Origin of the sequence: Halomonas sp. KM072 (assembly GCF_050710315.1) — a bacterium.
Classification (GTDB): domain Bacteria; phylum Pseudomonadota; class Gammaproteobacteria; order Pseudomonadales; family Halomonadaceae; genus Vreelandella; species Vreelandella hamiltonii.
In genome coordinates, this window is record NZ_CP136132.1 from 3850490 (window position 1) to 3872827 (window position 22338).

Here is a 22338-nt window from a genome sequence, read left to right on the forward strand (position 1 = left end):
AATGAGTGAGGCATCATGGATTACCTAATTGACGACGGGATGGAAATTACCCTGCATTTCACGCTGAAGCTGGAAGATGGCACGGTGGTGGATTCCACCAAAGAGAAATCGGCTGCCACGTTTCAATATGGCGATGGCAACTTGCCGCCGGGTTTCGAGCACCCCATCAAGGGCATGGCCGTCGGCCAGAGCGGGTCATTCCAGATTACCCCGGAGCATGCCTTCGGTCAGCATAATCCGCAGAATATCCAGACCTTGAAGCGAGCAGATTTTGGTGACGACGAGCCCGAGGTGGGCATGGTCATGTCGTTTGCCGACAAGGCGGGAACGGAACTGCCGGGCGTGGTCAAAACAGTAGAAGGTGACCGCGTGGAGGTCGATTTCAACCACCCGCTGGCTGGGCGCACGCTGACGTTCGAGGTCGAAGTGCTCAATGTCACGCCGATCACCAAACACTAATTTCCCGAGCGATGCAGGTTGCATCAAGGCGCATTTATGCAGTCATCAGAGTCATCTCAGCCCATTCAGATCAAGCTGGCTAACCCGCGCGGATTCTGCGCCGGGGTCGACCGTGCGATCGATATCGTCAATCGCGCGCTGGATGTCTTCGGCCCGCCGATTTATGTGCGCCATGAAGTCGTGCACAACCGCTTCGTGGTGGAAACGCTGCGCGAGCGCGGGGCCGTCTTCGTGGAAGAGCTCCATGAAGTGCCCGACGATGTGATCGTCATCTTCTCGGCCCACGGCGTTTCCCGAGCGGTGCAGCAAGATGCCGAGCAGCGTGGCCTGAAAGTGTTCGATGCCACTTGCCCGCTGGTCACCAAGGTGCACATGGAAGTTCTGCGCTACGCCAAGCGCGGCCAGGAGTGCATTCTCATCGGGCATGAAGGCCACCCCGAAGTCGAAGGCACCATGGGGCGCTACGACACTTCCCATGGGGGCAAGATCTATCTGGTGGAAGACGAACAGGACGTTGCCAATCTGGTCGTCAACGACCCGGCGGCGCTGGCGTTCGTCACCCAGACCACGCTCTCCATGGATGACACTGCCAAGGTGATCGACGCGCTGCGGGAAAAGTTTCCCGAGATCCAGGGGCCGCGCAAGGACGATATCTGCTACGCCACCCAAAACCGCCAGGATGCCGTGCGCGAGCTGGCAGCGGACAGCGATCTGGTACTGGTCGTGGGCAGTCCCAACAGCTCGAACTCCAACCGCCTGCGGGAGCTTTCCGAGCGCATGGGGACCCCCGCCTATCTGATCGACAATGCCGAGCAGATCGAGGCTGCCTGGCTCGAAGGCGTCAAGCGCATTGGCGTCACTGCCGGTGCCAGCGCCCCGGAAGTGCTGGTGAAAGGCGTCATCGACCAATTGCAGGCACTGGGTGCAGAAGCACCCGTGGAACTGCAAGGTCGTGAGGAGAACATCACGTTCTCCATGCCCAAAGAGCTACGCGAGCGTGTGATCGTTAGTGAATAGTCACCAGTGAGATAGCGTTAACACCAGGTCTATTCTAGTGGGTGCAAAGCGTATCGGTTTGGGACATACTCCAAGTATGAGTAAACCGATATGGGAGCATCGCTTAGTGACTTATGGTTTTAATCGCCGCGCAGGGGATTATGGTAAGCACCAGCGCGGCTTTACCCTCATCGAGTTAATGATTGCGGTGGCCATTATTGGGATCATCGCCAGCATCGCCTACCCCAGCTACACCCGCTACGTCGAACGCTCCGTTCGCTCTGATGGCCAAACGGCACTCTTGCAAGCGGCTTCAGAAATGGAGCGCTGCTATTCCCGTGACTACACCTATGAAGAGTGTGATTTGGAGATGACCATCTCTCCGAGCGGCCATTACGACATCTCAAACATCCCTGGTAGCCAAAGCGACGGCGGCTACGTATTAACCGCGACGACCCAACGCTCAGACGGCTGTGATGAAGATCTCACCTTAAATGCAAAAGGGGTACGTGCCCCAGAGGCGTGCTGGTAATGAAGCATCAGCAAGGGTTTTCACTCATTGAGGTGCTGATCGCGCTGGTAGTGCTTGCCTTTGGCCTGATGGGGGTGGCCGCCATGCAGATGAAAGCCCTGCAAAGCGCGACCGAAGGGTATCAGCGCTCGGTGGTAACACTTGCCGCTGTGGATGCGCAGGAGAGGCTTTGGGCGCAGCTAGCCCAAGAAACTAGCTGTGACGACATGGTTGACAATATATTAAGTGATTGGCAATCAAGCTGGTTTGCAGATAGCGACACACCAATACGCCACTTCTCAGGAGATATTGAGCTTGGTACGGCAGAGTGTGAATTCAATATTTTAATTACACTTAATGACAATGATTCAGCCAGTACTGATGAAACGTTTACTTACACCTTTCGTCTCCCTGGTCTTCTAGGTAACTGATGATGCTCTACCAACGCCAATCAGGTTTTACCCTTGTCGAGCTAATGGTTGCTATGGCAATTGGCACCCTGATTACTCTAGGCGCCGGACAGCTTTTTTTGACCACATTTCAAACCTTTAAAAAAGTAGACGAGCTAAGCCGAAAGCAGGAGTCGCTTGTTTTTATTACAGGCGTAATGATCCAAGATATCCGGTCTGCAATAAATGTTGACGTTGAGTCGGATGCAGCAGCTATTGGACTTTTAGTTTCTTCTGCGGGTAGTCGATGCGATGAAGATGAGAATTTAGAGAAAAGGTACTTTTTGTCAGAAAAAAACGGGAAATTTTCTTTAAGTGTTAGCAGAAAGTGTGATGGCGAAAGCAGGTGGCACACTGAGCCACTTGTTGAAGGCTTTTACGACGATAGTGAAGAGTCGTTTTCTTTTGAAGACTTAGACGATGGTCTTTACCAGATGACAATACGGCTAGCTACCCAGAACGGGGAAAGCTATGAAAAGCATATGCTTCGCATACAAAATCGGGCAGAAGCATTTCCATAGGTGCTGATTATGCAAAAACAACAAGGCGCTGCCCTTATTATCGTACTGGTACTACTGAGCGTATCCTTGGTGATTGGTATGTCTGGGATGAGCGCCGCACTAGTTGATGAGCGGCTGGCGGGGAATTATAGTGCGGCTGTGCTAGCTCAAATGAATGCAGAGAGAGCGGCGTCTGAGAGTATGATGAATGATATTTTGATAGGTAATGGTAGTGGGCAAGGTCAGGAGTTCTGGAGCGATGAGCCTGGCAAAAATCTATTGAAAAATAATTTACAAGAAATAATAAATAGCGATGATAATATAAATGATTGGAAAGATTTTGTTAGAAATTTTAGATATGAGGATGTGAAGGAGGAGTTTAGTGTCGTAAGCCAATATGACGATAGTATTTGTGATGATGAAGGTTATAGCCAGTGTCTATATTTTCCTGTGTATATAGATATAGAGTCCGAAGGGCCTGAACGGTACATAGTTGCTTTTGGCGCCATTAAAAATAAGCAAAATGACATCATTGCTCAAAGCCCACCTATTTTCATAGAGTTGTCTCTTAAAGATGGAGATACTCCTCCTTTTGATCCAGATACGGTTGAAGATGCCATTAGTGTGTTTGATAGTATCGGTATGTTAGCAGGAGAGAAGATAGATATAGATAATGACGGAAGATTTGATTTTGTAGGGTTGTTGCAAGCCGGTGTTGAATTTGAAGCTGATAAAAACTTTGATTTCGAGGGTGATGGATCTGGAGAGGTTAGCCAAGCTGATAAGATGGATTTTCCCTTTGTTGATGTTGATATGATTATTGAAGAGGTTAAGCATTCAATTGACCCTATTAATGATGATGAGGAGGACTGCATTCTAACGCTCGCCGGTGATCAAGAAGGAAGAGTTATATTTTGCGATGGGGATGTAGAGTTAAGCGGTAATTTTGCTAATGCTTTTATAGTTGCGGATGGCGATGTCAAAATAATAGACGATGTTGCTTTAGAGGATGTTTTTATTATTGCAGGAAAAGATATTGAGAATGCAAGTGACAAGAATGATTTCTCAATTAAAAATTCATTTTTTTTCTCTAAGGAAGAGGTTGATCTTGAATTGAAGGGGAATAACACTATAGATGGCTTTTGGATTTACTCCGGTGATGATATCGATATTGATATTAAAGGTGGAGGGAATAAAGAGTGGGTTGGGGGATTAATAGCAAGAAGCGATATTGATTTTGATACTAATGGGCGTTACAACTTTCGTCATGCTTCAGCAAGCACAGCATTTTCTCAGCTAGCTGGTGGAGCAGGTAGTAGCAGTAATTCAGGATTGATGGTAGCTTCTTGGGAAAGCTAATTAATGCGTAGTAAGATGAGCGACTATTTTAGTTATTTTCTCCAAGCGGCATGGTTGAGTCCATTAGTATGAGTAAACTCTGTAAAACCCGCGTCCTTACCGGCATCACCACAACCGGCACCCCGCACCTCGGCAATTATGTCGGGGCAATTAAGCCTGCCATTGAGGCCAGCCAAGACCCCAACGTGCAGTCGTTCTACTTTCTTGCCGACTACCACGCGCTGATCAAGTGCCAAGACCCCAAGCGTGTGCAGGCTTCCCGCCTGGAGATCGCCGCGACGTGGCTGGCGCTTGGCCTGGATACCGACAACGCGATCTTCTACCGCCAGTCGGATATTATCGAGATCCCCGAGCTGATGTGGATGCTCTCCTGCGTGTGTGCCAAGGGGCTAATGAACCGTGCCCATGCTTATAAAGCCGCCGTGGCAGAGAATGAAGAGGCCGGTAATCAAGACCCTGATAAAGGCGTCACCATGGGGCTGTTTGGCTATCCGGTACTGATGGCCGCTGATATTTTGATGTTCAATGCGAATAAAGTGCCGGTTGGCCGCGACCAGATTCAGCATATCGAAATGGCCCGGGATATGGCTGGCCGCTTTAACCACCTGTTTAAAGGCCAGTACTTTGTACAGCCTGAAGCCGTCGTGGATGAAAAAGTGGAAGTGTTGAAAGGGTTGGATGGACGCAAGATGTCCAAAAGCTACAACAATACGATTCCGCTGTTTGTGAGCGAGAAAAAGCTGCAGAAGCTGGTGCGTAAAATCAAAACCAACTCGCTGGAACCCGGCGAGCCGAAAGACCCGGATACCTGCACCCTGTTCCAGATTTTCTCAGCCTTCGCGAGTGAATCCGAAGCGTTGGCTATGCGCCAGCAGTACGCAGAGGGCATTGGCTGGGGCGAAGCGAAAGACCGCGTATTTGAGTACGTCAACGCCCACCTAAGCGCCCCTCGTGAGCGTTATAACGCGCTGATGGAAGACCCGGCTCATATTGAAGCAGTCCTGCAAAAAGGCGCTGAGCGTGCCCGTGAGGAAGCCGCCGTGACCATGGATCGGCTGCGTGCTGCGGTAGGGCTTGGACGGTTTGTTTGATTGGTTGATAACCCTTATCTAAATTAGCTAAGCGCTTGATTTCTGTCGGCGCTTTTAGCATTACTTAAAGGTGAACTATGGCGACGACCTCTACGGTGGCACCGGTTAACTATCGAGTGCCTCTATTGGCAACTGCGGCCATTGTGCTGGGTGCCTTGGTGATTGGTGTGCTGTTTAGCGCCAATATCGGCTTGCTTATGATCGTAGGTGGCCTGCTGGGTATGGTGCTGTACCACGCAGCGTTTGGCTTTACGGCGGCCTGGCGGGTGTTCATTACCGAGCGTCGTGGGCGTGGCTTGCGGGCGCAAATGGTCATGCTGGCGATTGCCGTAGTGCTGTTTTTCCCGGCGCTGGGGGCGGGGTCGCTGTTTGGTACGTCGGTAAGTGGCTTCGTCTCGCCGATCGGCATTTCGGTGCTGTTCGGTGCGTTCATCTTCGGTATCGGCATGCAGTTGGGGGGCGGCTGTGCCTCGGGCACGCTGTTTACCGCTGGCGGTGGTAATGCCCGTATGCTGATTACCCTGGTGTTCTTTATCGTGGGCTCGGTCATCGGGTCTGCGCATTTCACCTGGTGGCAAAGTTTGCCCGCCTTCCAGCCGGTGTCGTTGGTCAACGTGGCTGGCGTGGGGGGCGGTATCGGCATCAGCCTGGTGCTGTTCGCTGCCATCGCCGCCTTTACGGTGATCATGGAGAAGCGCCGTCATGGCCAGCTGGAGCAGGTGCCCACGGTCGATAAGCCCGGTGTGGAGCGCTGGCTCACGGGCCCTTGGCCGCTGGTGGCGGGGGCCGTTGCCCTGGCGCTGCTCAACTTTGCCACCCTGGCATTGGCGGGTCGCCCTTGGGGCATTACCTCGGCCTTTGCGCTGTGGGGCGCCAAGGCGTATGAGCTGGTGGGCGGCGATGTGAGTCAGTGGGGTTATTGGCAAGCACCGGCTAACGCGGCCGCGCTGGAAGCCAGCGTGTGGAGCGATATCACGACGGTCATGAACGTGGGCATCATGCTGGGGGCACTGGCTGCCGCCCATCTGGCCGGGCGTTTCGCACCGAATTTCCGGATTCCGCTGCGCTCGGTGCTGGCCGCTGTGATCGGTGGTCTGCTGCTGGGGTATGGTGCGCGCTTGGCGTTTGGTTGCAATATCGGTGCTTACTTCAGCGGCATTGCGTCGGGTAGCCTGCATGGCTGGGTTTGGATGGCGGCGGCCTTTGCGGGCAACCTGATTGGCGTGAAGTTGCGGCCGTTTTTCTTTGCTGGCGAAGAGGGGCGCCGTCCCACCGCCAAGAGCTGCTGATCGCTAGCGTTTTGGTTTCTTCGATGAACGCCTCGGCCATGGCCGGGGTGTTTTTTTATGGCCACTCTCTACCCTGTTTCTACCTTTGTCGCACGACCATGTTACATTACGCACAAACGCCGCCAACGCCCAGCGTTGCTGCATTGCAACAGCAATTGACATAAAAAGAGAGTGCCTATGTCCACGACGAGTAAACGCCCCCTGTACATTCCTTACGCCGGTCCTTCGCTGCTTGAAATGCCGCTATTGAACAAAGGCAGCGCGTTTACTCAGGAGGAGCGGCTAGCGTTTAACCTGATAGGCTTGTTGCCACAAAAAGTCGAAACCATTGATGATCAGCTTGAGCGTGTTTACCGCCAGTACCAGCAGTGCCATAGCGATTTAGAGCGCCATATTCACCTTCGCGCCATTCAGGATGACAACGAAACGCTCTATTTCCGTCTTGTCTCTGAGCATCTGGAAGAGATGCTGCCAATTATCTACACGCCAACGGTTGGCCAGGCGTGCCAGGAGTTCTCCAATATCTACCGCAACCACCGGGGGCTGTTTATCAGTTACCCGGACCGCGAGCATATGGACGATATCCTGCGTAGCGCCACCAAAGATAACGTGAAAGTGATCGTGGTGACCGATGGCGAGCGGATTCTCGGCCTTGGCGACCAGGGTATCGGCGGCATGGGCATTCCTATCGGTAAGCTGGCGCTCTATACCGCTTGCGGCGGGATTAGCCCAGCCTATACGCTGCCGATCATGATCGACGTAGGCACCAATAACCAAGCGCTGCTGGATGACCCGATGTACATGGGCTGGCGCCATGAACGGGTAGGCCAGGAAGAGTACGATGCCTTTATGGCGGAGTTTATTGCTGCCGTGAAGCGCCGCTGGCCGAACGTGCTGCTGCAGTTTGAAGATTTTGCCCAGGCCAACGCCGTGCCGCTGTTGGAGCGCTACCGTAACGAACTGTGCTGCTTCAACGATGACGTGCAGGGAACGGCCTCTGTGGTGGTGGGTACGCTGATGGCTGCCTGCCAGGCGCGGGGCGAAACCATTGCGCAGCAGCGAGTGGTGTTCGTGGGTGGTGGTTCGGCGGGGTGTGGCATCGCCGAGCAGGTCGTGGTCGCCATGGAGGCGGAAGGCCTGACCGAAGCCGAAGCGCGGGCGCGCATCTTCATCGTCGACCGGGATGGCTTGATGACCACGGATCAAACGTGGCAGCGAGATTTCCAGCGCCGTCTGGCCCATGATCCTGTGCTGGTAGCCAACTGGAACGGTCAGGGGCTGGAAGAGACCATTGCCCAGATCAAACCCACCATCCTGATTGGGGTCTGTGGCCAGCGGGGCATCTTTACCGAACAGGTCGTGCGTACCATGCATGCAGGCTGTGAGCACCCGGTCATCATGCCGCTCTCCAACCCCACCTCCCAGGCAGAAGCCGTGCCTGAGGACGTGATTCGCTGGACCGACGGCCAGGCCTTGGTGGCCACGGGTAGCCCGTTCGCGCCGGTGGTCTACAACGGGCGGACCTACCCCATTGCCCAGTGCAACAACGCCTATATTTTCCCCGGCATTGGTTTGGGTGTGATTGCCGCGAACGCTAACCGCGTTACCGATGAGATGCTGATGAGCGCCTCGCGTGCCCTGGCCCGTGAAGCGCCGCTGGTCAAGGAGGGGCAGGGGGCGCTGCTGCCACCGCTGTCGCGCATTCGTGAAATCAGTAAGTCGATTGCTTTCGAAGTGGCTGCTCAGGCGCAGCAAAACGGCGTGGCGCTGAAAACCAGCGGCTCCGAGCTGCGTGAGCGTATCGAAAAGTCCTGCTGGTCGCCGGAGTATCGCTTCTACCGCCGTCGCGCTTTCTAAGGCGCGGTGCAAAAAAAAGCCCCCACCGAGGTGGGGGCGATGCAAGCATTGGCGGTTTTTACCGTTAGGCTGCGCCGATCATTTTGCGCAGCACGTAGTGAAGGATACCACCGTGGCGGTAGTAAGCCAGCTCATTGGCGGTATCAATTCTGCATTTGGCATCAACGGTACGCTCCTGGTCGCCCTGTTTGATGACCACTTTGACCGTGCCGCCTGGGCTCAAGTCGTTTAATCCCGCAATCGAAATCTCTTCGTCACCGGTGAGCCCAAGGCTCGTGCGACTCTCGCCTTCGGGGAACTGCAGCGGTACGACGCCCATGCCAATCAGGTTGGAACGGTGGATCCGCTCGTAGGATTCGGCAATCACCGCCCGTACGCCCAGCAGTCGGGTTCCCTTGGCTGCCCAGTCGCGGGAAGAGCCGGTGCCGTACTCCTTGCCTGCCACCACCACCAGCGGCGTACCTTCTTCCTTGTACTTCATGGCGGCGTCATAGATCGACATCTGCTCACCACTGGGCACATGGCGCGTTTCACCCCCGACCACGCCGTCCAGCATTTCGTTCTTGATCCGCACGTTGGCAAAAGTGCCGCGCATCATGACTTCATGGTTGCCTCGGCGTGAGCCGTAGGAGTTGAAGTCCACGGGTTTGACGCCGTGCTCCTGCAGGTAGCGGCCAGCAGGGCTGTCGGGCTTGATGGAGCCTGCGGGGGAAATGTGGTCGGTGGTGACGGAGTCACCCAGTATCGCCAGTATGCGGGCGTTCTTCACGTCCTCGATGGCGTCTGGCTCCCGCTGCATCCCTTCAAAGAAGGGCGGGTGCTGAATGTAGGTGGAGGAGGGCCACTCGTAGACGTTGCTTTCCGGCACCTTGATCGACTGCCACGTTTCGTCGCCTTCGAAAACGGCGCCGTACTCCTTGCGGAACATCTCGGTGTTGACCTTCTGTACGGCGTTGGCGATATCCGCCTGCGAGGGCCAGATGTCTTTCAGGTACACCGGGTTGCCATCGCTGTCTTCCCCGAGCGGCTCGGTGGACAGGTTGCATTGAACGTTGCCTGCCAGTGCATAGGCCACCACCAGCGGCGGTGAGGCCAGCCAGTTGGTTTTGACCAGCGGATGCACGCGGCCTTCGAAGTTGCGGTTACCCGACAGCACGGAGGCAACGGCAAGGTCCCCCTGCTGAATGGCTTTTTCGATGGCGTCGGGCAGCGGGCCGGAGTTGCCGATACAGGTGGTGCAGCCGTAGCCCACCAGGTTGAAGCCCAGGGCATCCAGGTCATCGTTCAGTTCGGCAGCGGCCAGGTAGTCGGTGACCACCTTGGAGCCCGGCGCCAGAGACGTCTTGACCCAGGGCTTGGTGGCCAGCCCCTTCTGACGCGCGTTACGTGCCAACAGGCCCGCCGCCATCATGACGCTGGGGTTGGAGGTGTTGGTGCACGAAGTAATGGCGGCGATGACTACCGCGCCGGGGTCAAGGCTGAAGTCCTGCTCGCCCATGGTGACGGACTGGCTGTCACTGTGTTTGAAGTCGTGCTCGTAGCTACGCTCAATACCCACCGCTGTTTGGCCACCTTCCGAAGCAAGTTTGCTCTTCTCGGTGGTGGGGCGTGCTTTGCCGTCCTCTTCCATGACTTTGTTAAAGGCGCTGGCCATATCTTTCAGGGCAACGCGGTCCTGCGGGCGTTTGGGGCCTGCAAGGCTTGCTTCTACCTCGTTCATATCCAAGCTGAATGTGTCAGTGAACACAGGCTCGTCACCCGGCTCACGCCACAGGCCTTGGGCTTTGCTGTAAGCCTCAACCAACGCGATCTGGCTATCTTCGCGACCGGTTAAGCGCAGGTAGTTGAGCGTTTCGTCATCCACCGGGAAGAAGCCGCAGGTGGCGCCGTATTCCGGGGCCATGTTGGCAATGGTGGCGCGGTCCGCCAGCGGCAGGTCTTTCAGGCCATCGCCGTAAAACTCGACGAACTTACCTACCACGCCTTTTTTGCGCAGCATTTCGGTGACGGTCAGCACGAGGTCGGTGGCGGTAATGCCTTCCTGCAGCTTGCCGGTCAGCTTGAAGCCGATGACCTCGGGAATCAGCATCGAGACCGGCTGGCCCAGCATGGCCGCCTCGGCCTCGATGCCGCCTACCCCCCAGCCCAGTACCCCCAGGCCGTTGATCATGGTGGTGTGGGAGTCGGTGCCTACCAGCGTGTCCGGGTAGGCGAAGGTTTTGCCGTCTTCTTGTTTGGTCCAGACGGTGCGGCCCAGGTACTCCAGGTTGACCTGATGGCAAATGCCGGTGCCGGGCGGCACGACACTGAAGTTGTCGAACGCTTTCTGGCCCCAGCGCAGGAATTCGTAGCGTTCGCCGTTGCGCTGCATTTCGATATCGACGTTTTCTTGGAACGCCGTCGGATGACCGAACTTATCGACCATCACCGAGTGGTCGATCACCAAGTCCACTGGAGAGAGCGGGTTGATACGGGCGGGATCCTCGCCCAGTTTTTCCACCGCCGCGCGCATGGAGGCGAGGTCGACCACGCCAGGCACACCGGTAAAGTCTTGCATCAATACCCGCGCCGGCCGGTAGCCTATTTCACGGCTTGATTTACCCTCTTTCTGCCAATCTACCAGGGCCTGCATGTCTTCCTGGTCGACGCTTTCATCGTCAGCGAAGCGCAGCTGGTTTTCGAGCAGAATCTTGAGCGTCTTGGGTAGCCGGTCGATATTGCCAAGGGCTTCAGCGGCTTTGGGCAGGCTGTAATAGTGGTACGTCTGGTTGCCTACCTCTAACGTATGCTGCGTATCGGGTATTTTGCTCATGGCTTTCTCCTCTGATTGCTTGGCGTTACGCGACGGTCACTCTTTTCTTGGTATGGCGAATCAATAGTATGGCTTATTAATAGCACATGGGTGTTTCACCATAGAGTTTCAAGGCATCTTTGCCTAATAGCGTAGACTAACCCTTGTAATAGCTTGTACTTGGCGCCATTTCAGGCAGACTCTCTTGCAACGTTATTTGCTCAATATTGTGACAAAGGTGGTGTCATGGAAACGCGTCATGAACGTTTGATCATTCTAGGCTCTGGCCCGGCGGGGTACACGGCAGCGGTTTATGCCGCTCGGGCAAACCTGAAGCCGCTGCTGATTACCGGCATGCAGGCGGGTGGCCAATTGACCACGACGACCGATGTGGACAACTGGCCTGGTGATGCCGAGGGCGTACAAGGGCCTGAGTTGATGGAACGCATGAAGCAGCATGCCGAACGTTTCAACACCGAAGTGCTGTTCGATCATATCCACGAGGTGAGCCTGGGCGAGAAGCCCTTCACCTTGAAGGGCGATAGCGGCGTCTATACCTGCGACGCCCTGATCGTGGCTACCGGCGCCAGCGCTCGCTATCTGGGGTTGCCGTCAGAGCAGCAGTTCATGGGCCAGGGGGTCTCTGCCTGTGCTACCTGCGACGGTTTCTTCTACCGCAATCAGGAAGTGATCGTGGTCGGCGGTGGCAACACGGCGGTCGAAGAAGCGCTCTACCTGTCGAACATTGCCTCCAAGGTCACGTTGGTGCATCGCCGCGATACGCTTCGCGCCGAAAAGATCCTGCAAGACAAGCTGTTCGAGAAGGCGGAGGCAGGCAAGATCGCCTTGGAGTGGTTTTACGAGGTGGAAGAAGTGCTGGGCGACAACACCGGCGTCACCGGCGTGCGGGTGAAGTCGACGCAGGACGGCAGCACCAAGGATATCCACGCGCCTGGGCTGTTTATTGCCATCGGCCATAGCCCCAACACCGGCATCTTTGAAGGCCAGCTGGAAATGAACGGCGGCTATATCAAAGTGAAATCGGGCAGTGAAGGTAACGCAACGGCGACCAGCGTGCCGGGTGTGTTCGCCTGTGGCGACGTGATGGATCATATCTATCGCCAGGCGATTACCTCAGCGGGTAGCGGCTGCATGGCCGCGCTGGATGCTGAACGCTATTTAGACGGTATTTCGTAATTAGGCGCCTGTTTGCTTTAGAGGGAGCCCATTAGTTAGAACAGCTAATGGGATCTCAATCTATCCGTGCTCTGCCTGCTGGGCTAAGCACAAGGCTCTGACAGGATGCTTGAGCTTGGTCATTGGTGGGGCAAACAGTATACGTACCTTGAGAACCTTTAATGCTGCCTAAAGAGGTATATCTCACTGTTGGCGCACCGCTTTTAGTTACGATAGTACCTGCTGTGGGCGCGAACACTCTAATAACTTCATTGACTTCATCTTCTAGCCTTTTATCTCCCTTTACGACCATGATGGGGCCATTCCAGTCACCGGTACAGGCCGTTCTGCCTTCATTGGCAGGGCAAACCGTCACGTCACTGCGCTGTGTAATCGCCGTATTGCGCGCCAGCGTTAGCGCTGTTTGTAAGCGATTTACTTCGCTGGCGACCGCCGAACGCTCTCCCAATGCTTGAAAGCTGGGAAGCCCCCAGGCCGCCAGTATGCCCATTAAGGCGAGTGCCACCAGCAACTCAAGCAGTGTAAAGCCCGTGTTGTTTCGCCTAGCGATGTGGTGAGGCTGTGCCATAGTCTCTCTCAGTAGCTTGACCTGTTGAAACGCATCACTATGCTCATTCTCTTTATGCCGCCAATGCGCTGGTACTCTGTTAGCGGCTCTTTTAGCGACTCTATTAGCAATAGTGGGCAATATTTGTGAGCGATTTCTTAATTATAGGCGGTGGTGTTATTGGCATGATGACCGCGCTGCAACTGGCAGATGCAGGTCAGAATATCACGCTGGTAGAGCGTGGGGTATGCGGGAAAGAGGCTTCCTGGGCGGGTGGGGGTATCGTCTCGCCGCTCTACCCCTGGCGTTACGGTGAGCCGGTGTCGCGGCTCTCGCGCTGGTCGGAAGGGGTGTACCCCACGCTGGCGCTGCGGCTGCTGGAAGAAACGGGCATCGACCCCGAGTATCGCCAGAAAGGCCTGCTCTACCTGAACGTGGAAGATGACGAGCAGGCGCTGGCGTGGGCTCGGCAAATGGGCAAGCCGCTCGAACGGGTCGAGGCAGAAGTCGTGCAGCAGAAAGAGCCCGCCGCGCTGGCCTCTGGCGGAAGCGCTCTGTGGATGCCGACGCTGGGCAGCATTCGTAACCCCCGCCTTGGCCAGGCGCTGCGGGCCCGGCTGGCGGCGATGCCGAGCGTCACGCTGGTCGAGCAGTGCCAGGTCACCGGCTTCCTCCAGCGTCAGGGCAAGGTCGTGGGGGTGGCCACGGCGTCGGGCGAGCTGCATGCCGAGCGAGTAGTGGTATGTGGCGGAGCCTGGGCAGCCCAGCTACTGGAAGGCATGGGTGTCCAGTTGCCCGTTCGGCCCGTGAAAGGGCAGATGATCGCTTATCAGACCCCGCCAGGGCTGGTGCAGCGGGTGGTGCTGAAAGATGGTCGCTATGTGATTCCGCGCAACGATGGTCTGCTGCTGGTGGGCTCGACGCTGGAAGAGGCCGGGTTCGATAAAGCCACCGACCAGGACGCCTTGGCGTCGCTGCGCCAGAGTGCTGAAAACATCATTCCTGCGCTGGCCAGGTACCCCGTGGCGTATCACTGGGCGGGGCTGCGTCCGGGCTCCCCGGACGGCATTCCGTTCATCGGCGCGCTGCCGGAATTTCCCAACGTGTTCGTCAATGCAGGGCACTACCGCAATGGGCTGGTACTGGCTCCCGCCTCGACGCATCTGCTGGTCGACCAGCTATTGGATCGTGAGCCGCTGATCGACCCAGCGCCTTACTTGCCGGTGGCGCTACGTCGGGGGTAGCGCATCAAGCATTACCGTCGTCGCGATCACGCTGTTCCTGCAGGAAACGGTCGCGGTGGGCGCTGCAGCAAAACCACTGCTCATGGTCACGCAGTGCCTCGCTTTCCGGCACGTGAACGTCGCACCAGCGGCAGCGCACCATCTGCCCGCCTTCATGGCGAGGAGCGGGGGGCTGCTGCTGGGAAAGGCGGTGCTGGCGATACATGCCGTAGAGTTTCAGGCCTGCATAAAACAGCACCGCAAAAATAATCAGCCGAATGATCAACAGGTTCATCCTCGATAACTCCCATACCGGGAAAAAGCGGGCAGCACGCCTGTAGCCGTATGGCCTTTGCCAGCAGGCGCACCTTGCGGGACAATGCCCCAAGTGCCATCGTATTCTGAAGATTCTCAAGAGATTTTGACGCCCATGCAAGACTTAACGCTGGTAATGGCCCAACTCGACCCGCTAGTGGGAGATATTCCCGGCAATGCCGCGCGCGCCATTGAGGCCGTGCGTGAGGCGAGGATCGAGCATGGGGCGGACATTGTGGTCTTTCCCGAGCTGTTTCTTTCCGGCTACCCGCCGGAAGACCTGCTGCTGAGGCCTTCCATGGAGGCGCGCCTGCGCGAAGCCCGCGCCAAAATGGCCGAGAAGGTGGCCCGAGACGTGCTGGTCATCATTGGTTATCCCGGTGTGCGTGAAGGCAAGTGCTACAACATGGCGGGCGTGCTGTACAACGGCCAGTGGGAAGCAGAGTACGCCAAGCAGGCGCTGCCGAACTACCAGGTGTTCGATGAGCAGCGCTACTTCACCCCCGGCACCCAGCCACTGGTTTACGAGCACAAGGGTGCCAAGCTGGGGCTGTTGATCTGTGAAGACTTGTGGGAAGGCTCGCCGGTCAAGGCGGCGCAGGCGGCCGGGGCGGAAGTATTGATCAGCCTGAATGCCTCACCCTACCACCAGGACAAGCCCACCGAGCGGCTGCGCCTTCTGGAGCAGCGGGCTCAGGACGTTCAGCGCCCCATTCTCTACGTCAACACCATTGGCGGCCAGGATGAGCTGGTGTTCGATGGCGGTTCTTGCTGTGTGGATGAGCAGGGCCAGCTCAAGGTGCTGGCCCCTTACTGGCAAGCCGGGCTGATGCCCGTTCAACTGCTGCAAACCAGCGCCGAGCGTTGGGAGCCCCAGGCTGGAGAGATCGAGCCGGAAGTCATGCCGGAAGAGAGCCTCTATTGCGCGCTGGTCACCGGGCTGCGTGACTACGTCAATAAAAGCGGCTTCAAAGGCGTGGTGCTGGGGCTTTCCGGCGGCATCGACTCCGCCTTGTCGCTGGCGATTGCGGTGGATGCGCTAGGGCCGCAGCGCGTGCAGGCGGTCATGATGCCTTACCACTACACCGCCGATATCTCCAAGCAGGATGCCGCCGAGCAGGCGAACCTGCTGGGGGTGCACTATGACGTGATGCCCATCGAGCCGATGGTGGAAGCCTTTATGGGCACCTTGGCGGAAAGCTTTGCTGGCACTGAGCGGGACACTACCGAAGAGAACCTGCAGTCTCGCTGTCGTGGTGTGCTGTTAATGGCCATTTCCAATAAGAAAGGCCTAATGGTGCTGACCACCGGTAACAAGAGCGAAATGGCAGTGGGTTACGCTACCTTGTATGGCGATATGGTGGGCGGCTACAACGCTATTAAGGATGTGTATAAAACTTGGGTTTATCGCTTAGCCCGCTGGCGCAATACTCAGTCTCCGGCGATTCCCGAGCGGGTCATTGAGCGCCCGCCTAGCGCTGAGCTCGCCCCTGATCAGCAGGATAGCGACTCGCTACCCGACTACGATGTGCTGGACGCCATTTTGGTCCGCTACATCGAAGGGGATATGAGCGCCGAGTCGATTATTGCGGCAGGCTTTGAGGAAGAGGATGTCTATAAAGTCGTCAAGCTGGTGGATCGCTGCGAATACAAGCGTCGCCAGGCCCCTGTTGGAGTGCGGGTCACGCCGCGTGGTTTCGGGCGTGACCGTCGCTACCCCATTGTGAATGGCTGGCAGCCTGGGGATTAATGTAAGCGCTCACTGGCTTAAGGCAGTACCGGAGGAGGGGCCAAACTTTTCCAATCACGGTGCTTTCGGTTAGCTCAAGCTTCAGCTTGTGGGGCGAGGCGCCGCTTAGGCTTTGATAAGTTTTGTTAAATAAGTTTTATTAGGTATGAACGCAAAAAACCACGCCGAAGCGTGGTTTTATTGATGCATGGGTTGTACAGCTTAAACGTAGCGGCCGCTAGTGGCCTGATTCAACGCTTAATCGCTGTTGCCATGTTTGGGCGTAAAGCGGCCGTTTTGAAGCTGCTCGTGATCTGGCGCGTTTTCGCGCAGCACGGTGAGCACCTCGTGGGCGCGGTCGTCCATGCCTAAGCCTTGATAGCCCTCCACCATCGTGGCTAGCGCATCACGGGTGGCGCTGGACTCTGGGTAATTTTCGATGACCCAACGGCCCCGCTCAACGGCGGCCAAGAAAGCACCGCGGCGCAGGTAGTAGTCAGCCACATGCAGTTCATGGCGGGCTAATAGCTCACGCAGATAAACAATGCGTTGCTGGGCATCCGGCGCATATTGGCTCTGTGGGAAGCGCTGAATCAGTTCGCGGAAATCGTTGTAGGCATCCCGCGAGGCGCCCAGGTCACGCTTGGAAATATCGATCAGGCGCAGGCGTTCCAGGCTGAAGCGCCCTGCTTGCCAAGCGGACAGCCCGCGTAGGTAGTAGGCGTAATCCACTTGCGGGTGGTCAGGGTGCAGGCGAATGAATCGGCTGGCCGCCGCGCGGGCCTCTTCCCAGTTACTGTTTTCGTAGTAGGCGTAGATCAGCTCGAGCTGGGCCTGTTCGGCATGAGGGCCAAACGGGTAGCGGGCGTCCAGGGCTTCCAGGCGCTCGATGGCGATAGGGTAGCGATTGCTGTCGAGGGCCGTACGGGCCAGCTCATACAGCTCGCGCTCTTGAACACCGGCAAACTCGTCTTCGTCTTCCGGAGTGGTGTCATTGCTGGCACAGCCTGCTAACAGGGCAAGACTCAGGGCCAGGGCGCCAAAGCGGTTGGCAGCGGAAAAAACGCGCATCATCATCCTCGTTGCAAACAAGCCTCAATCACCGAAAAGCGACGATGGCCATAAGTAGAAATGGTAGAATAGGTCGCAGTCAGCCCACTATAAAACACCTGAGCGCAAAACGCAGGCTTGGCGACACTTTGCTGTAAGGGTTCAGCGGTGTCGTGTCATCCAGAAGTGGGCGTGTTTGTGTCATAAAGAGGTCATTCATGTCTCGAATTGTGGAAGCCACGCAGCGCGTCCCCGCCACCCTGGCGGGCGCACGCTTGGACCAAGCGGCGGCGGAGTTGTTCAGCGATTATTCCCGCGAGCGCTTGAAAGCGTGGATCAATGCGGGAGAGCTCACGGTCGATGGGGCCAAGGCCAAGCCCAAGGCCAAGCTGCACGGTCACGAAGTGTTGGCGCTCCACGCCACCATCGAGGAAGACACTCGCTTTGCGCCCCAGGACATCGCCCTGGACATCGTTTATGAAGACGACGACGTCATGGTGGTCAACAAGCCTGCGGGAATGGTGGTACATCCTGCCGCAGGCAATCCCGATGGCACGCTACTCAATGCGCTGCTGTTTCATCACCCTTCGCTGGCAGAAGTGCCCCGAGCGGGCATCGTCCATCGGCTGGACAAGGACACCACTGGCCTGATGATGGTGGCCAAGACCCTGCCCGCGCAAACGGCGCTGGTGGAGCAGCTTCAGGCGCGGACTGTGTCACGCCAGTACGATGCGGTCGTGCTCGGCAAGCCGGTGTCGGGCAGCACGATCGACGCCCCCATTGGGCGGCACCCGAAGGACCGCAAGCGCCAGGCCGTGACCGCCTCGGGCAAGCCGGCGGTGACGCATTTTCGTGTCGTCGAGCGGTTCCGCGCGCACACCCACGTGCGCTGCCAGTTGGAAACCGGGCGTACTCACCAGATACGCGTGCACATGTCTCATGCGCGTTTTCCGCTGGTGGGTGACCCACTGTATAGCGGTCGCGCCAAGCTACCGCCGGGGGCAGCCGGGCCATTGAAGGAGATTCTGCGTGAATTTCCCCGTCAGGCGCTGCATGCGCGCCAGTTGAGCTTCGTCCACCCCGTCAGTGGAGAAACGCTGACCTTCAAGGCGGAGCTGCCTGACGATTTGCTGATGCTGCTGGATTATCTGCGTGAAGATAGCGAGACCATGCGATGAGCGATGCCATAGACCTGCGCCCCACGCTGCTGCGCCCTGATTGGGCGGCGCCTGCCAGCGTGCAGGCTTTTGTGACCACCCGCGAGACAGGCCCCAGCCAGAACGACTTCGCGGCGTTCAACCCGGCGGCCCACGTGGGCGACAACGCCGACCACGTGGCGCTTTGTCGTCGGCTGCTGCACAAGGAAATCGGCGATAGCCGTCCGCTGCTGTGGCTCAATCAAACCCACGGGGCACGGGTGCAGCAGGAGTATCAGGAGAGCGCGCCGGAAGCCGATGCCTCGGTGGCCAGCAGCAGCGACTATGCCTGTGTGGTGCTCACCGCCGACTGCCTGCCGGTGCTGTTCTGCAATCGGCAGGGTACCCAGGTGGCGGCGGCCCACGCCGGGTGGCGCGGGCTGGCCGGTGGCGTGCTGGAAGCCACGGTGGCAGCGATGAACTGCGACCCCGAAGACATTCTGGTGTGGCTTGGCCCGGCGATCTCCAATGCCCAGTTCGAGGTGGGCCCGGAAGTGTACGGCACCTTCGTGGCCATCCAGCCCGACACCGCAGAAGCCTTCGATCATAGCCCTTATCGCCTGGGCCATTACATGGCCGACCTGTACCGCCTGGCGCGCTTTCGCCTGGAGGCGTTGGGCATCCATCAGATCAGCGGTGGTCACTTCTGTACGGCCTGCGAGTCGCGCTTTTACTCTTATCGGCGGGATAACGGCAACACCGGCCGCATGGCAAGCGTGATCTGGATCAAGTGAGCCGTTGGTCAACGGCTGGTTAATATCGCATGCCTCTTGAAATGGCCATAACTGCCGCCATTTTACTTGTCAAGCTAATCGTCTTTAGCACGTTCAACGACAGGTTATCGGGATGCGCCGTGGGTCGAAACGCACGGCACCCCTAAGGAGGTACTCCATGCGATTCGATAAATTTACTGCCAAGTTGCAGGCCGCCATTGCCGAGGCTCAATCCCTCGCCGTGGGGCGTGGCCACAATCAACTCGACCCTGCCCATTTGCTGCTGGCGCTGCTCGACACGCGCGATACCGGCATCAAGGCGCTGATCGAAAAAACCGAAGGCAGCAGTTCCCGGCTGCGCGACGGCTTGCAGCGCCAACTGGAAGACTTGCCCAAAGTCAGCCAGTTCGACGGCGAGGTCCAACCTTCCCGGGAATTCGTCAAACTGATGAACCTGACCGACCGCGAAGCGCAAAAGCGCGGCGATCAGTTCATTGCCTCCGAGCTGGTGCTGCTGGCAGCGCTGGAAATGAACGGTGCCATCACCAAACTGCTCAAAGAGGCCGGGCTGACGCGCAAAAGTCTTGAGGCGGCCATCGACAGCCTGCGTGGGGGCTCCCGCGTTGACGACCCCAATGCCGAAGATCAGCGTGAAGCGCTGAACAAATATACCCTCGATCTGACCCAGCGAGCGCTGGAAGGCAAGCTCGACCCGGTGATCGGTCGTGACGACGAAATTCGTCGCACCATCCAAGTGTTGCAACGCCGCACCAAGAACAACCCTGTACTGATCGGTGAGCCGGGCGTGGGCAAGACCGCCATCGTCGAAGGCCTGGCCCAGCGTATCGTCAATGGGGAAGTGCCCGAAGGCCTGAAGGAAAAGCGTGTGCTCTCGCTGGATATGGGGGCGTTGCTGGCGGGCGCGAAATTCCGTGGAGAATTCGAAGAGCGGCTGAAAGCCGTGCTCAAGGAACTCTCCCAGGAAGAAGGTCGGGTGATCCTGTTCATCGACGAGCTGCATACCATGGTGGGTGCAGGCAAGGCGGAAGGTGCCATGGACGCTGGCAACATGCTCAAACCGGCGTTGGCCCGAGGCGAGCTGCACTGTGTCGGGGCCACCACGCTGGATGAGTATCGTCAGTACATCGAAAAAGACGCGGCCCTGGAGCGGCGCTTCCAGAAAGTGCTGGTGGACGAGCCCTCGGAAGCGGATACCGTGGCCATTCTGCGCGGCTTGAAAGAGCGTTACGAAGTTCACCACGGTGTCGATATCACCGACTCGGCCATCATCGCGGCGGCCAAACTCTCGACCCGTTACATCACCGACCGCCAGCTGCCGGACAAGGCCATCGACCTGATCGACGAAGCAGCCTCGCGCATTCGTATGGAGCTGGACTCCAAACCGGAGGAGATGGACCGTCTCGACCGCCGCCTGATCCAGCTCAAGATGGAGCGGGAGGCGCTCAAGAAAGAGACCGACGACGCCACGAAAAAGCGTCTGGAAGCCCTCAACCAGCACATCCATGAGCTGGAACGCGAGTACGCCGACCTGGATGAGATCTGGAAAGCGGAAAAGGCCAGCATCCAGGGGGCAGCGCAGTTCAAGGCCGAGCTGGAGCAGGCGCGTATCGACCTCGAACAGGCGCGCCGCCAGGGGGATCTTGGGCGTATGTCGGAGCTGCAGTACGGCAAGATTCCCGCGCTGGAGAAAAAGATCAGCGAAGTGGGAGAAGGCGAAGCCGATACTGCCAGCCATCAGCTGTTGCGCTCCAACGTCACGGAAGAGGAAATCGCAGAGGTGGTCTCGCGCTGGACGGGCATTCCCGTATCCAAGATGCTGGAAGGCGAGCGGGATAAACTGCTGCGCATGGAAGAGGCCCTGCACGAGCGGGTCATCGGCCAGCACGAAGCCGTGGAAGCCGTGGCCAACGCGGTGCGGCGTTCCCGGGCGGGCCTCTCCGACCCCAACCGCCCCAACGGCTCGTTCCTGTTTCTGGGCCCCACCGGGGTGGGCAAGACCGAGCTGTGCAAGTCGCTGGCCAACTTCCTGTTCGATACCGAAGAGGCCATGGTGCGCATCGATATGTCCGAGTTCATGGAGAAGCACTCCGTGGCCCGTCTCATTGGCGCACCGCCTGGCTACGTCGGCTATGAGGAGGGCGGTTATCTGACCGAAGCGGTGCGCCGCAAGCCGTACTCGGTGCTGCTGCTGGATGAGGTGGAAAAAGCCCACCCGGATGTGTTCAACATCCTGCTCCAGGTGCTGGAAGATGGGCGCTTGACCGATGGTCAGGGGCGTACCGTGGACTTCCGCAATACGGTCATCGTCATGACCTCCAACCTGGGCTCGGACATCATCCAGCGCATGGGAGGCGACACCAGCAGTGACGACGGCAGCGACTACGAGTTGATGAAGCAGGCAGTCATGGAAGTAGTGGGCAATCACTTCCGCCCTGAGTTGATCAACCGTATCGATGAAGTGGTGGTGTTCCATGCCCTTGGCCAGGAGCAGATTCAAGCGATTGCCGGTATTCAGCTGGAGCGCCTGAAGGCTCGCCTGGCAGAGCACGACCTGAGCCTGGAAATCAGTGACGATGCCATGGCGCAGTTGGCGGTGGTTGGCTTCGACCCCGTATTTGGCGCGCGGCCGCTGAAACGTGCCATCCAGAGCCGCATCGAAAACCCGCTGGCGCAGGATCTGCTGGCTGGCAAGTACGCCCCGGGCGATACCATTCGCATCAGCGCGGGTGAAGGCAAGCTGATCTTTGGCTGATCCCGAAGGGGCTTGCTGCGCAATCAAATAGGGCGAATGCCCCGTCAGTGACGCTGGCGGGGCATTTTTTTGCAGCGACTGCGACCTTTGTTGCGTTTGCTCGGATAGGTGGTTGACACGCCAAGGGCGCTAATGGAATCTTGTGGGTTCCTGATTTGCGGGCGCGGAACCAGCGGGCAATCCCTCATCACCGCGCGAAGGGTAGGCTCACGCCTCTACCCGCCGAAGGACTTCCGGGCTCGGGCTAACCGCCTGACCTGGCCAACGCCCCGACACGGCAAACCGCCGTGTAA

19 protein-coding genes are annotated in these 22338 nt (G+C 57.6%); 15 read left to right on the top strand and 4 right to left on the bottom strand.

The genetic code is table 11. The annotated features are described in order from the left end of the window. Positions 1 to 15: 15 nt before the first annotated feature. From fkpB to RVM26_RS18370, 9 genes are all read left to right on the top strand, one after another. A complete protein-coding gene (gene fkpB, locus RVM26_RS18330) occupies positions 16 to 459 on the top strand; it encodes an FKBP-type peptidyl-prolyl cis-trans isomerase (protein ID WP_498940050.1) in 444 nt (147 codons plus the stop codon). Positions 460 to 495: 36 nt separating this feature from the next. Next, the gene (gene ispH, locus RVM26_RS18335; protein WP_039182336.1) at positions 496 to 1476 is read left to right on the top strand and encodes a 4-hydroxy-3-methylbut-2-enyl diphosphate reductase; all 981 of its coding nucleotides are present in this window, start codon (positions 496 to 498) and stop codon (positions 1474 to 1476) included. A 106-nt stretch (positions 1477 to 1582) separates the two neighbouring features. Continuing rightward, positions 1583 to 1987 (top strand): type IV pilin protein, encoded by a 405-nt coding sequence (locus tag RVM26_RS18340; protein ID WP_498940051.1) that lies wholly within the window; start codon positions 1583 to 1585, stop codon positions 1985 to 1987. After that, on the top strand, positions 1987 to 2397 hold the full coding sequence (gene pilV, locus RVM26_RS18345; RefSeq protein WP_287807993.1) for a type IV pilus modification protein PilV: 411 nt from the start codon (positions 1987 to 1989) through the stop codon (positions 2395 to 2397). Before RVM26_RS18340 ends, pilV begins: the two co-directional genes overlap by 1 nt. Then, positions 2397 to 2936: a PilW family protein gene (locus RVM26_RS18350; protein WP_143058146.1), complete on the top strand. Its 540-nt coding sequence runs from the start codon at positions 2397 to 2399 to the stop codon at positions 2934 to 2936. Before pilV ends, RVM26_RS18350 begins: the two co-directional genes overlap by 1 nt. A 9-nt stretch (positions 2937 to 2945) precedes the next feature. After that, on the top strand, positions 2946 to 4274 hold the full coding sequence (locus RVM26_RS18355; RefSeq protein WP_287807989.1) for a hypothetical protein: 1329 nt from the start codon (positions 2946 to 2948) through the stop codon (positions 4272 to 4274). Positions 4275 to 4342: 68 nt separating this feature from the next. Beyond that, on the top strand, positions 4343 to 5365 hold the full coding sequence (locus RVM26_RS18360) for a tryptophan--tRNA ligase (protein ID WP_062363056.1): 1023 nt from the start codon (positions 4343 to 4345) through the stop codon (positions 5363 to 5365). Positions 5366 to 5442: 77 nt separating this feature from the next. Next, positions 5443 to 6654: a YeeE/YedE family protein gene (locus RVM26_RS18365; protein ID WP_498940054.1), complete on the top strand. Its 1212-nt coding sequence runs from the start codon at positions 5443 to 5445 to the stop codon at positions 6652 to 6654. A 177-nt stretch (positions 6655 to 6831) separates the two neighbouring features. Further along, positions 6832 to 8511, top strand: coding sequence for an NAD-dependent malic enzyme (locus tag RVM26_RS18370; protein WP_498940056.1), 1680 nt, complete (start codon positions 6832 to 6834; stop codon positions 8509 to 8511). A 64-nt stretch (positions 8512 to 8575) separates the two neighbouring features. On the opposite strand, the gene acnA is transcribed toward RVM26_RS18370, so the two are convergent. Further along, the gene (acnA, locus tag RVM26_RS18375; RefSeq protein WP_287807979.1) at positions 8576 to 11323 is read right to left on the bottom strand and encodes an aconitate hydratase AcnA; all 2748 of its coding nucleotides are present in this window, start codon (positions 11321 to 11323) and stop codon (positions 8576 to 8578) included. Positions 11324 to 11548: 225 nt separating this feature from the next. Between acnA and trxB the strand changes: the two genes are divergently transcribed. Further along, the gene (gene trxB, locus RVM26_RS18380) at positions 11549 to 12499 is read left to right on the top strand and encodes a thioredoxin-disulfide reductase (RefSeq protein WP_287807977.1); all 951 of its coding nucleotides are present in this window, start codon (positions 11549 to 11551) and stop codon (positions 12497 to 12499) included. 55 nt (positions 12500 to 12554) lie between these two features. Here the strand turns inward: trxB and RVM26_RS18385 are convergent, their stop codons facing one another. Then, a complete protein-coding gene (locus RVM26_RS18385; RefSeq protein ID WP_287807975.1) occupies positions 12555 to 13067 on the bottom strand; it encodes a GspH/FimT family pseudopilin in 513 nt (170 codons plus the stop codon). 125 nt (positions 13068 to 13192) lie between these two features. On the opposite strand from RVM26_RS18385, the gene thiO reads away from it, so the two are divergent. Further along, positions 13193 to 14290, top strand: a complete 1098-nt coding sequence (gene thiO, locus RVM26_RS18390; RefSeq protein ID WP_287807973.1) for a glycine oxidase ThiO — start codon at positions 13193 to 13195, stop codon at positions 14288 to 14290. A gap of 4 nt (positions 14291 to 14294) precedes the next feature. Here thiO and RVM26_RS18395 read toward each other — a convergent pair whose 3' ends face one another. Then, positions 14295 to 14564 (bottom strand): PP0621 family protein, encoded by a 270-nt coding sequence (locus RVM26_RS18395; protein ID WP_081138865.1) that lies wholly within the window; start codon positions 14562 to 14564, stop codon positions 14295 to 14297. A 135-nt stretch (positions 14565 to 14699) separates the two neighbouring features. On the opposite strand from RVM26_RS18395, the gene RVM26_RS18400 reads away from it, so the two are divergent. Beyond that, entirely contained in the window at positions 14700 to 16334 is a 1635-nt protein-coding gene (locus RVM26_RS18400; RefSeq protein ID WP_287807971.1) for an NAD+ synthase, read from the top strand. A 237-nt stretch (positions 16335 to 16571) separates the two neighbouring features. Here RVM26_RS18400 and RVM26_RS18405 read toward each other — a convergent pair whose 3' ends face one another. Then, complete coding sequence (locus RVM26_RS18405) at positions 16572 to 17384, bottom strand: outer membrane protein assembly factor BamD (RefSeq protein ID WP_498940059.1); 813 nt, start codon at positions 17382 to 17384, stop codon at positions 16572 to 16574. Between the two features lie 197 nt (positions 17385 to 17581). Here RVM26_RS18405 and rluD point away from each other — a divergent pair, with 197 nt between their 5' ends. The 3 genes from rluD (at position 17582) to clpB (ending at position 22045) form a co-directional block, all read left to right on the top strand. Beyond that, on the top strand, positions 17582 to 18541 hold the full coding sequence (gene rluD, locus RVM26_RS18410; protein WP_016916047.1) for a 23S rRNA pseudouridine(1911/1915/1917) synthase RluD: 960 nt from the start codon (positions 17582 to 17584) through the stop codon (positions 18539 to 18541). Beyond that, a complete protein-coding gene (gene pgeF / locus RVM26_RS18415; RefSeq protein WP_287807966.1) occupies positions 18538 to 19293 on the top strand; it encodes a peptidoglycan editing factor PgeF in 756 nt (251 codons plus the stop codon). The genes rluD and pgeF overlap by 4 nt, the downstream gene beginning before the upstream one ends. A gap of 157 nt (positions 19294 to 19450) precedes the next feature. After that, positions 19451 to 22045 carry an ATP-dependent chaperone ClpB gene (gene clpB / locus RVM26_RS18420; RefSeq protein ID WP_287807964.1) on the top strand — a complete coding sequence of 865 codons (2595 nt, stop codon included), beginning with the start codon at positions 19451 to 19453 and terminating at the stop codon, positions 22043 to 22045. Positions 22046 to 22338 lie beyond the last annotated feature (293 nt).

Excerpts from the sequence above, each read along its gene's own strand:
- fkpB (WP_498940050.1), top strand. The coding sequence starts at position 16 with ATGGATTACCTAATTGACGACGGGATGGAAATTACCCTGCATTTCACG.
- rluD (WP_016916047.1), top strand. The coding sequence starts at position 17,582 with ATGTCTCGAATTGTGGAAGCCACGCAGCGCGTCCCCGCCACCCTGGCG.
- RVM26_RS18385 (WP_287807975.1), bottom strand. The coding sequence starts at position 13,067 with ATGGCACAGCCTCACCACATCGCTAGGCGAAACAACACGGGCTTTACA.
- ispH (WP_039182336.1), top strand. The coding sequence starts at position 496 with ATGCAGTCATCAGAGTCATCTCAGCCCATTCAGATCAAGCTGGCTAAC.
- RVM26_RS18405 (WP_498940059.1), bottom strand. The coding sequence starts at position 17,384 with ATGCGCGTTTTTTCCGCTGCCAACCGCTTTGGCGCCCTGGCCCTGAGT.
- RVM26_RS18370 (WP_498940056.1), top strand. The coding sequence starts at position 6,832 with ATGTCCACGACGAGTAAACGCCCCCTGTACATTCCTTACGCCGGTCCT.
- RVM26_RS18360 (WP_062363056.1), top strand. The coding sequence starts at position 4,343 with ATGAGTAAACTCTGTAAAACCCGCGTCCTTACCGGCATCACCACAACC.
- RVM26_RS18400 (WP_287807971.1), top strand. The coding sequence starts at position 14,700 with ATGCAAGACTTAACGCTGGTAATGGCCCAACTCGACCCGCTAGTGGGA.
- RVM26_RS18355 (WP_287807989.1), top strand. The coding sequence starts at position 2,946 with ATGCAAAAACAACAAGGCGCTGCCCTTATTATCGTACTGGTACTACTG.
- RVM26_RS18395 (WP_081138865.1), bottom strand. The coding sequence starts at position 14,564 with ATGAACCTGTTGATCATTCGGCTGATTATTTTTGCGGTGCTGTTTTAT.
- clpB (WP_287807964.1), top strand. The coding sequence starts at position 19,451 with ATGCGATTCGATAAATTTACTGCCAAGTTGCAGGCCGCCATTGCCGAG.
- acnA (WP_287807979.1), bottom strand. The coding sequence starts at position 11,323 with ATGAGCAAAATACCCGATACGCAGCATACGTTAGAGGTAGGCAACCAG.
- pgeF (WP_287807966.1), top strand. The coding sequence starts at position 18,538 with ATGAGCGATGCCATAGACCTGCGCCCCACGCTGCTGCGCCCTGATTGG.
- RVM26_RS18365 (WP_498940054.1), top strand. The coding sequence starts at position 5,443 with ATGGCGACGACCTCTACGGTGGCACCGGTTAACTATCGAGTGCCTCTA.
- RVM26_RS18350 (WP_143058146.1), top strand. The coding sequence starts at position 2,397 with ATGATGCTCTACCAACGCCAATCAGGTTTTACCCTTGTCGAGCTAATG.
- pilV (WP_287807993.1), top strand. The coding sequence starts at position 1,987 with ATGAAGCATCAGCAAGGGTTTTCACTCATTGAGGTGCTGATCGCGCTG.
- trxB (WP_287807977.1), top strand. The coding sequence starts at position 11,549 with ATGGAAACGCGTCATGAACGTTTGATCATTCTAGGCTCTGGCCCGGCG.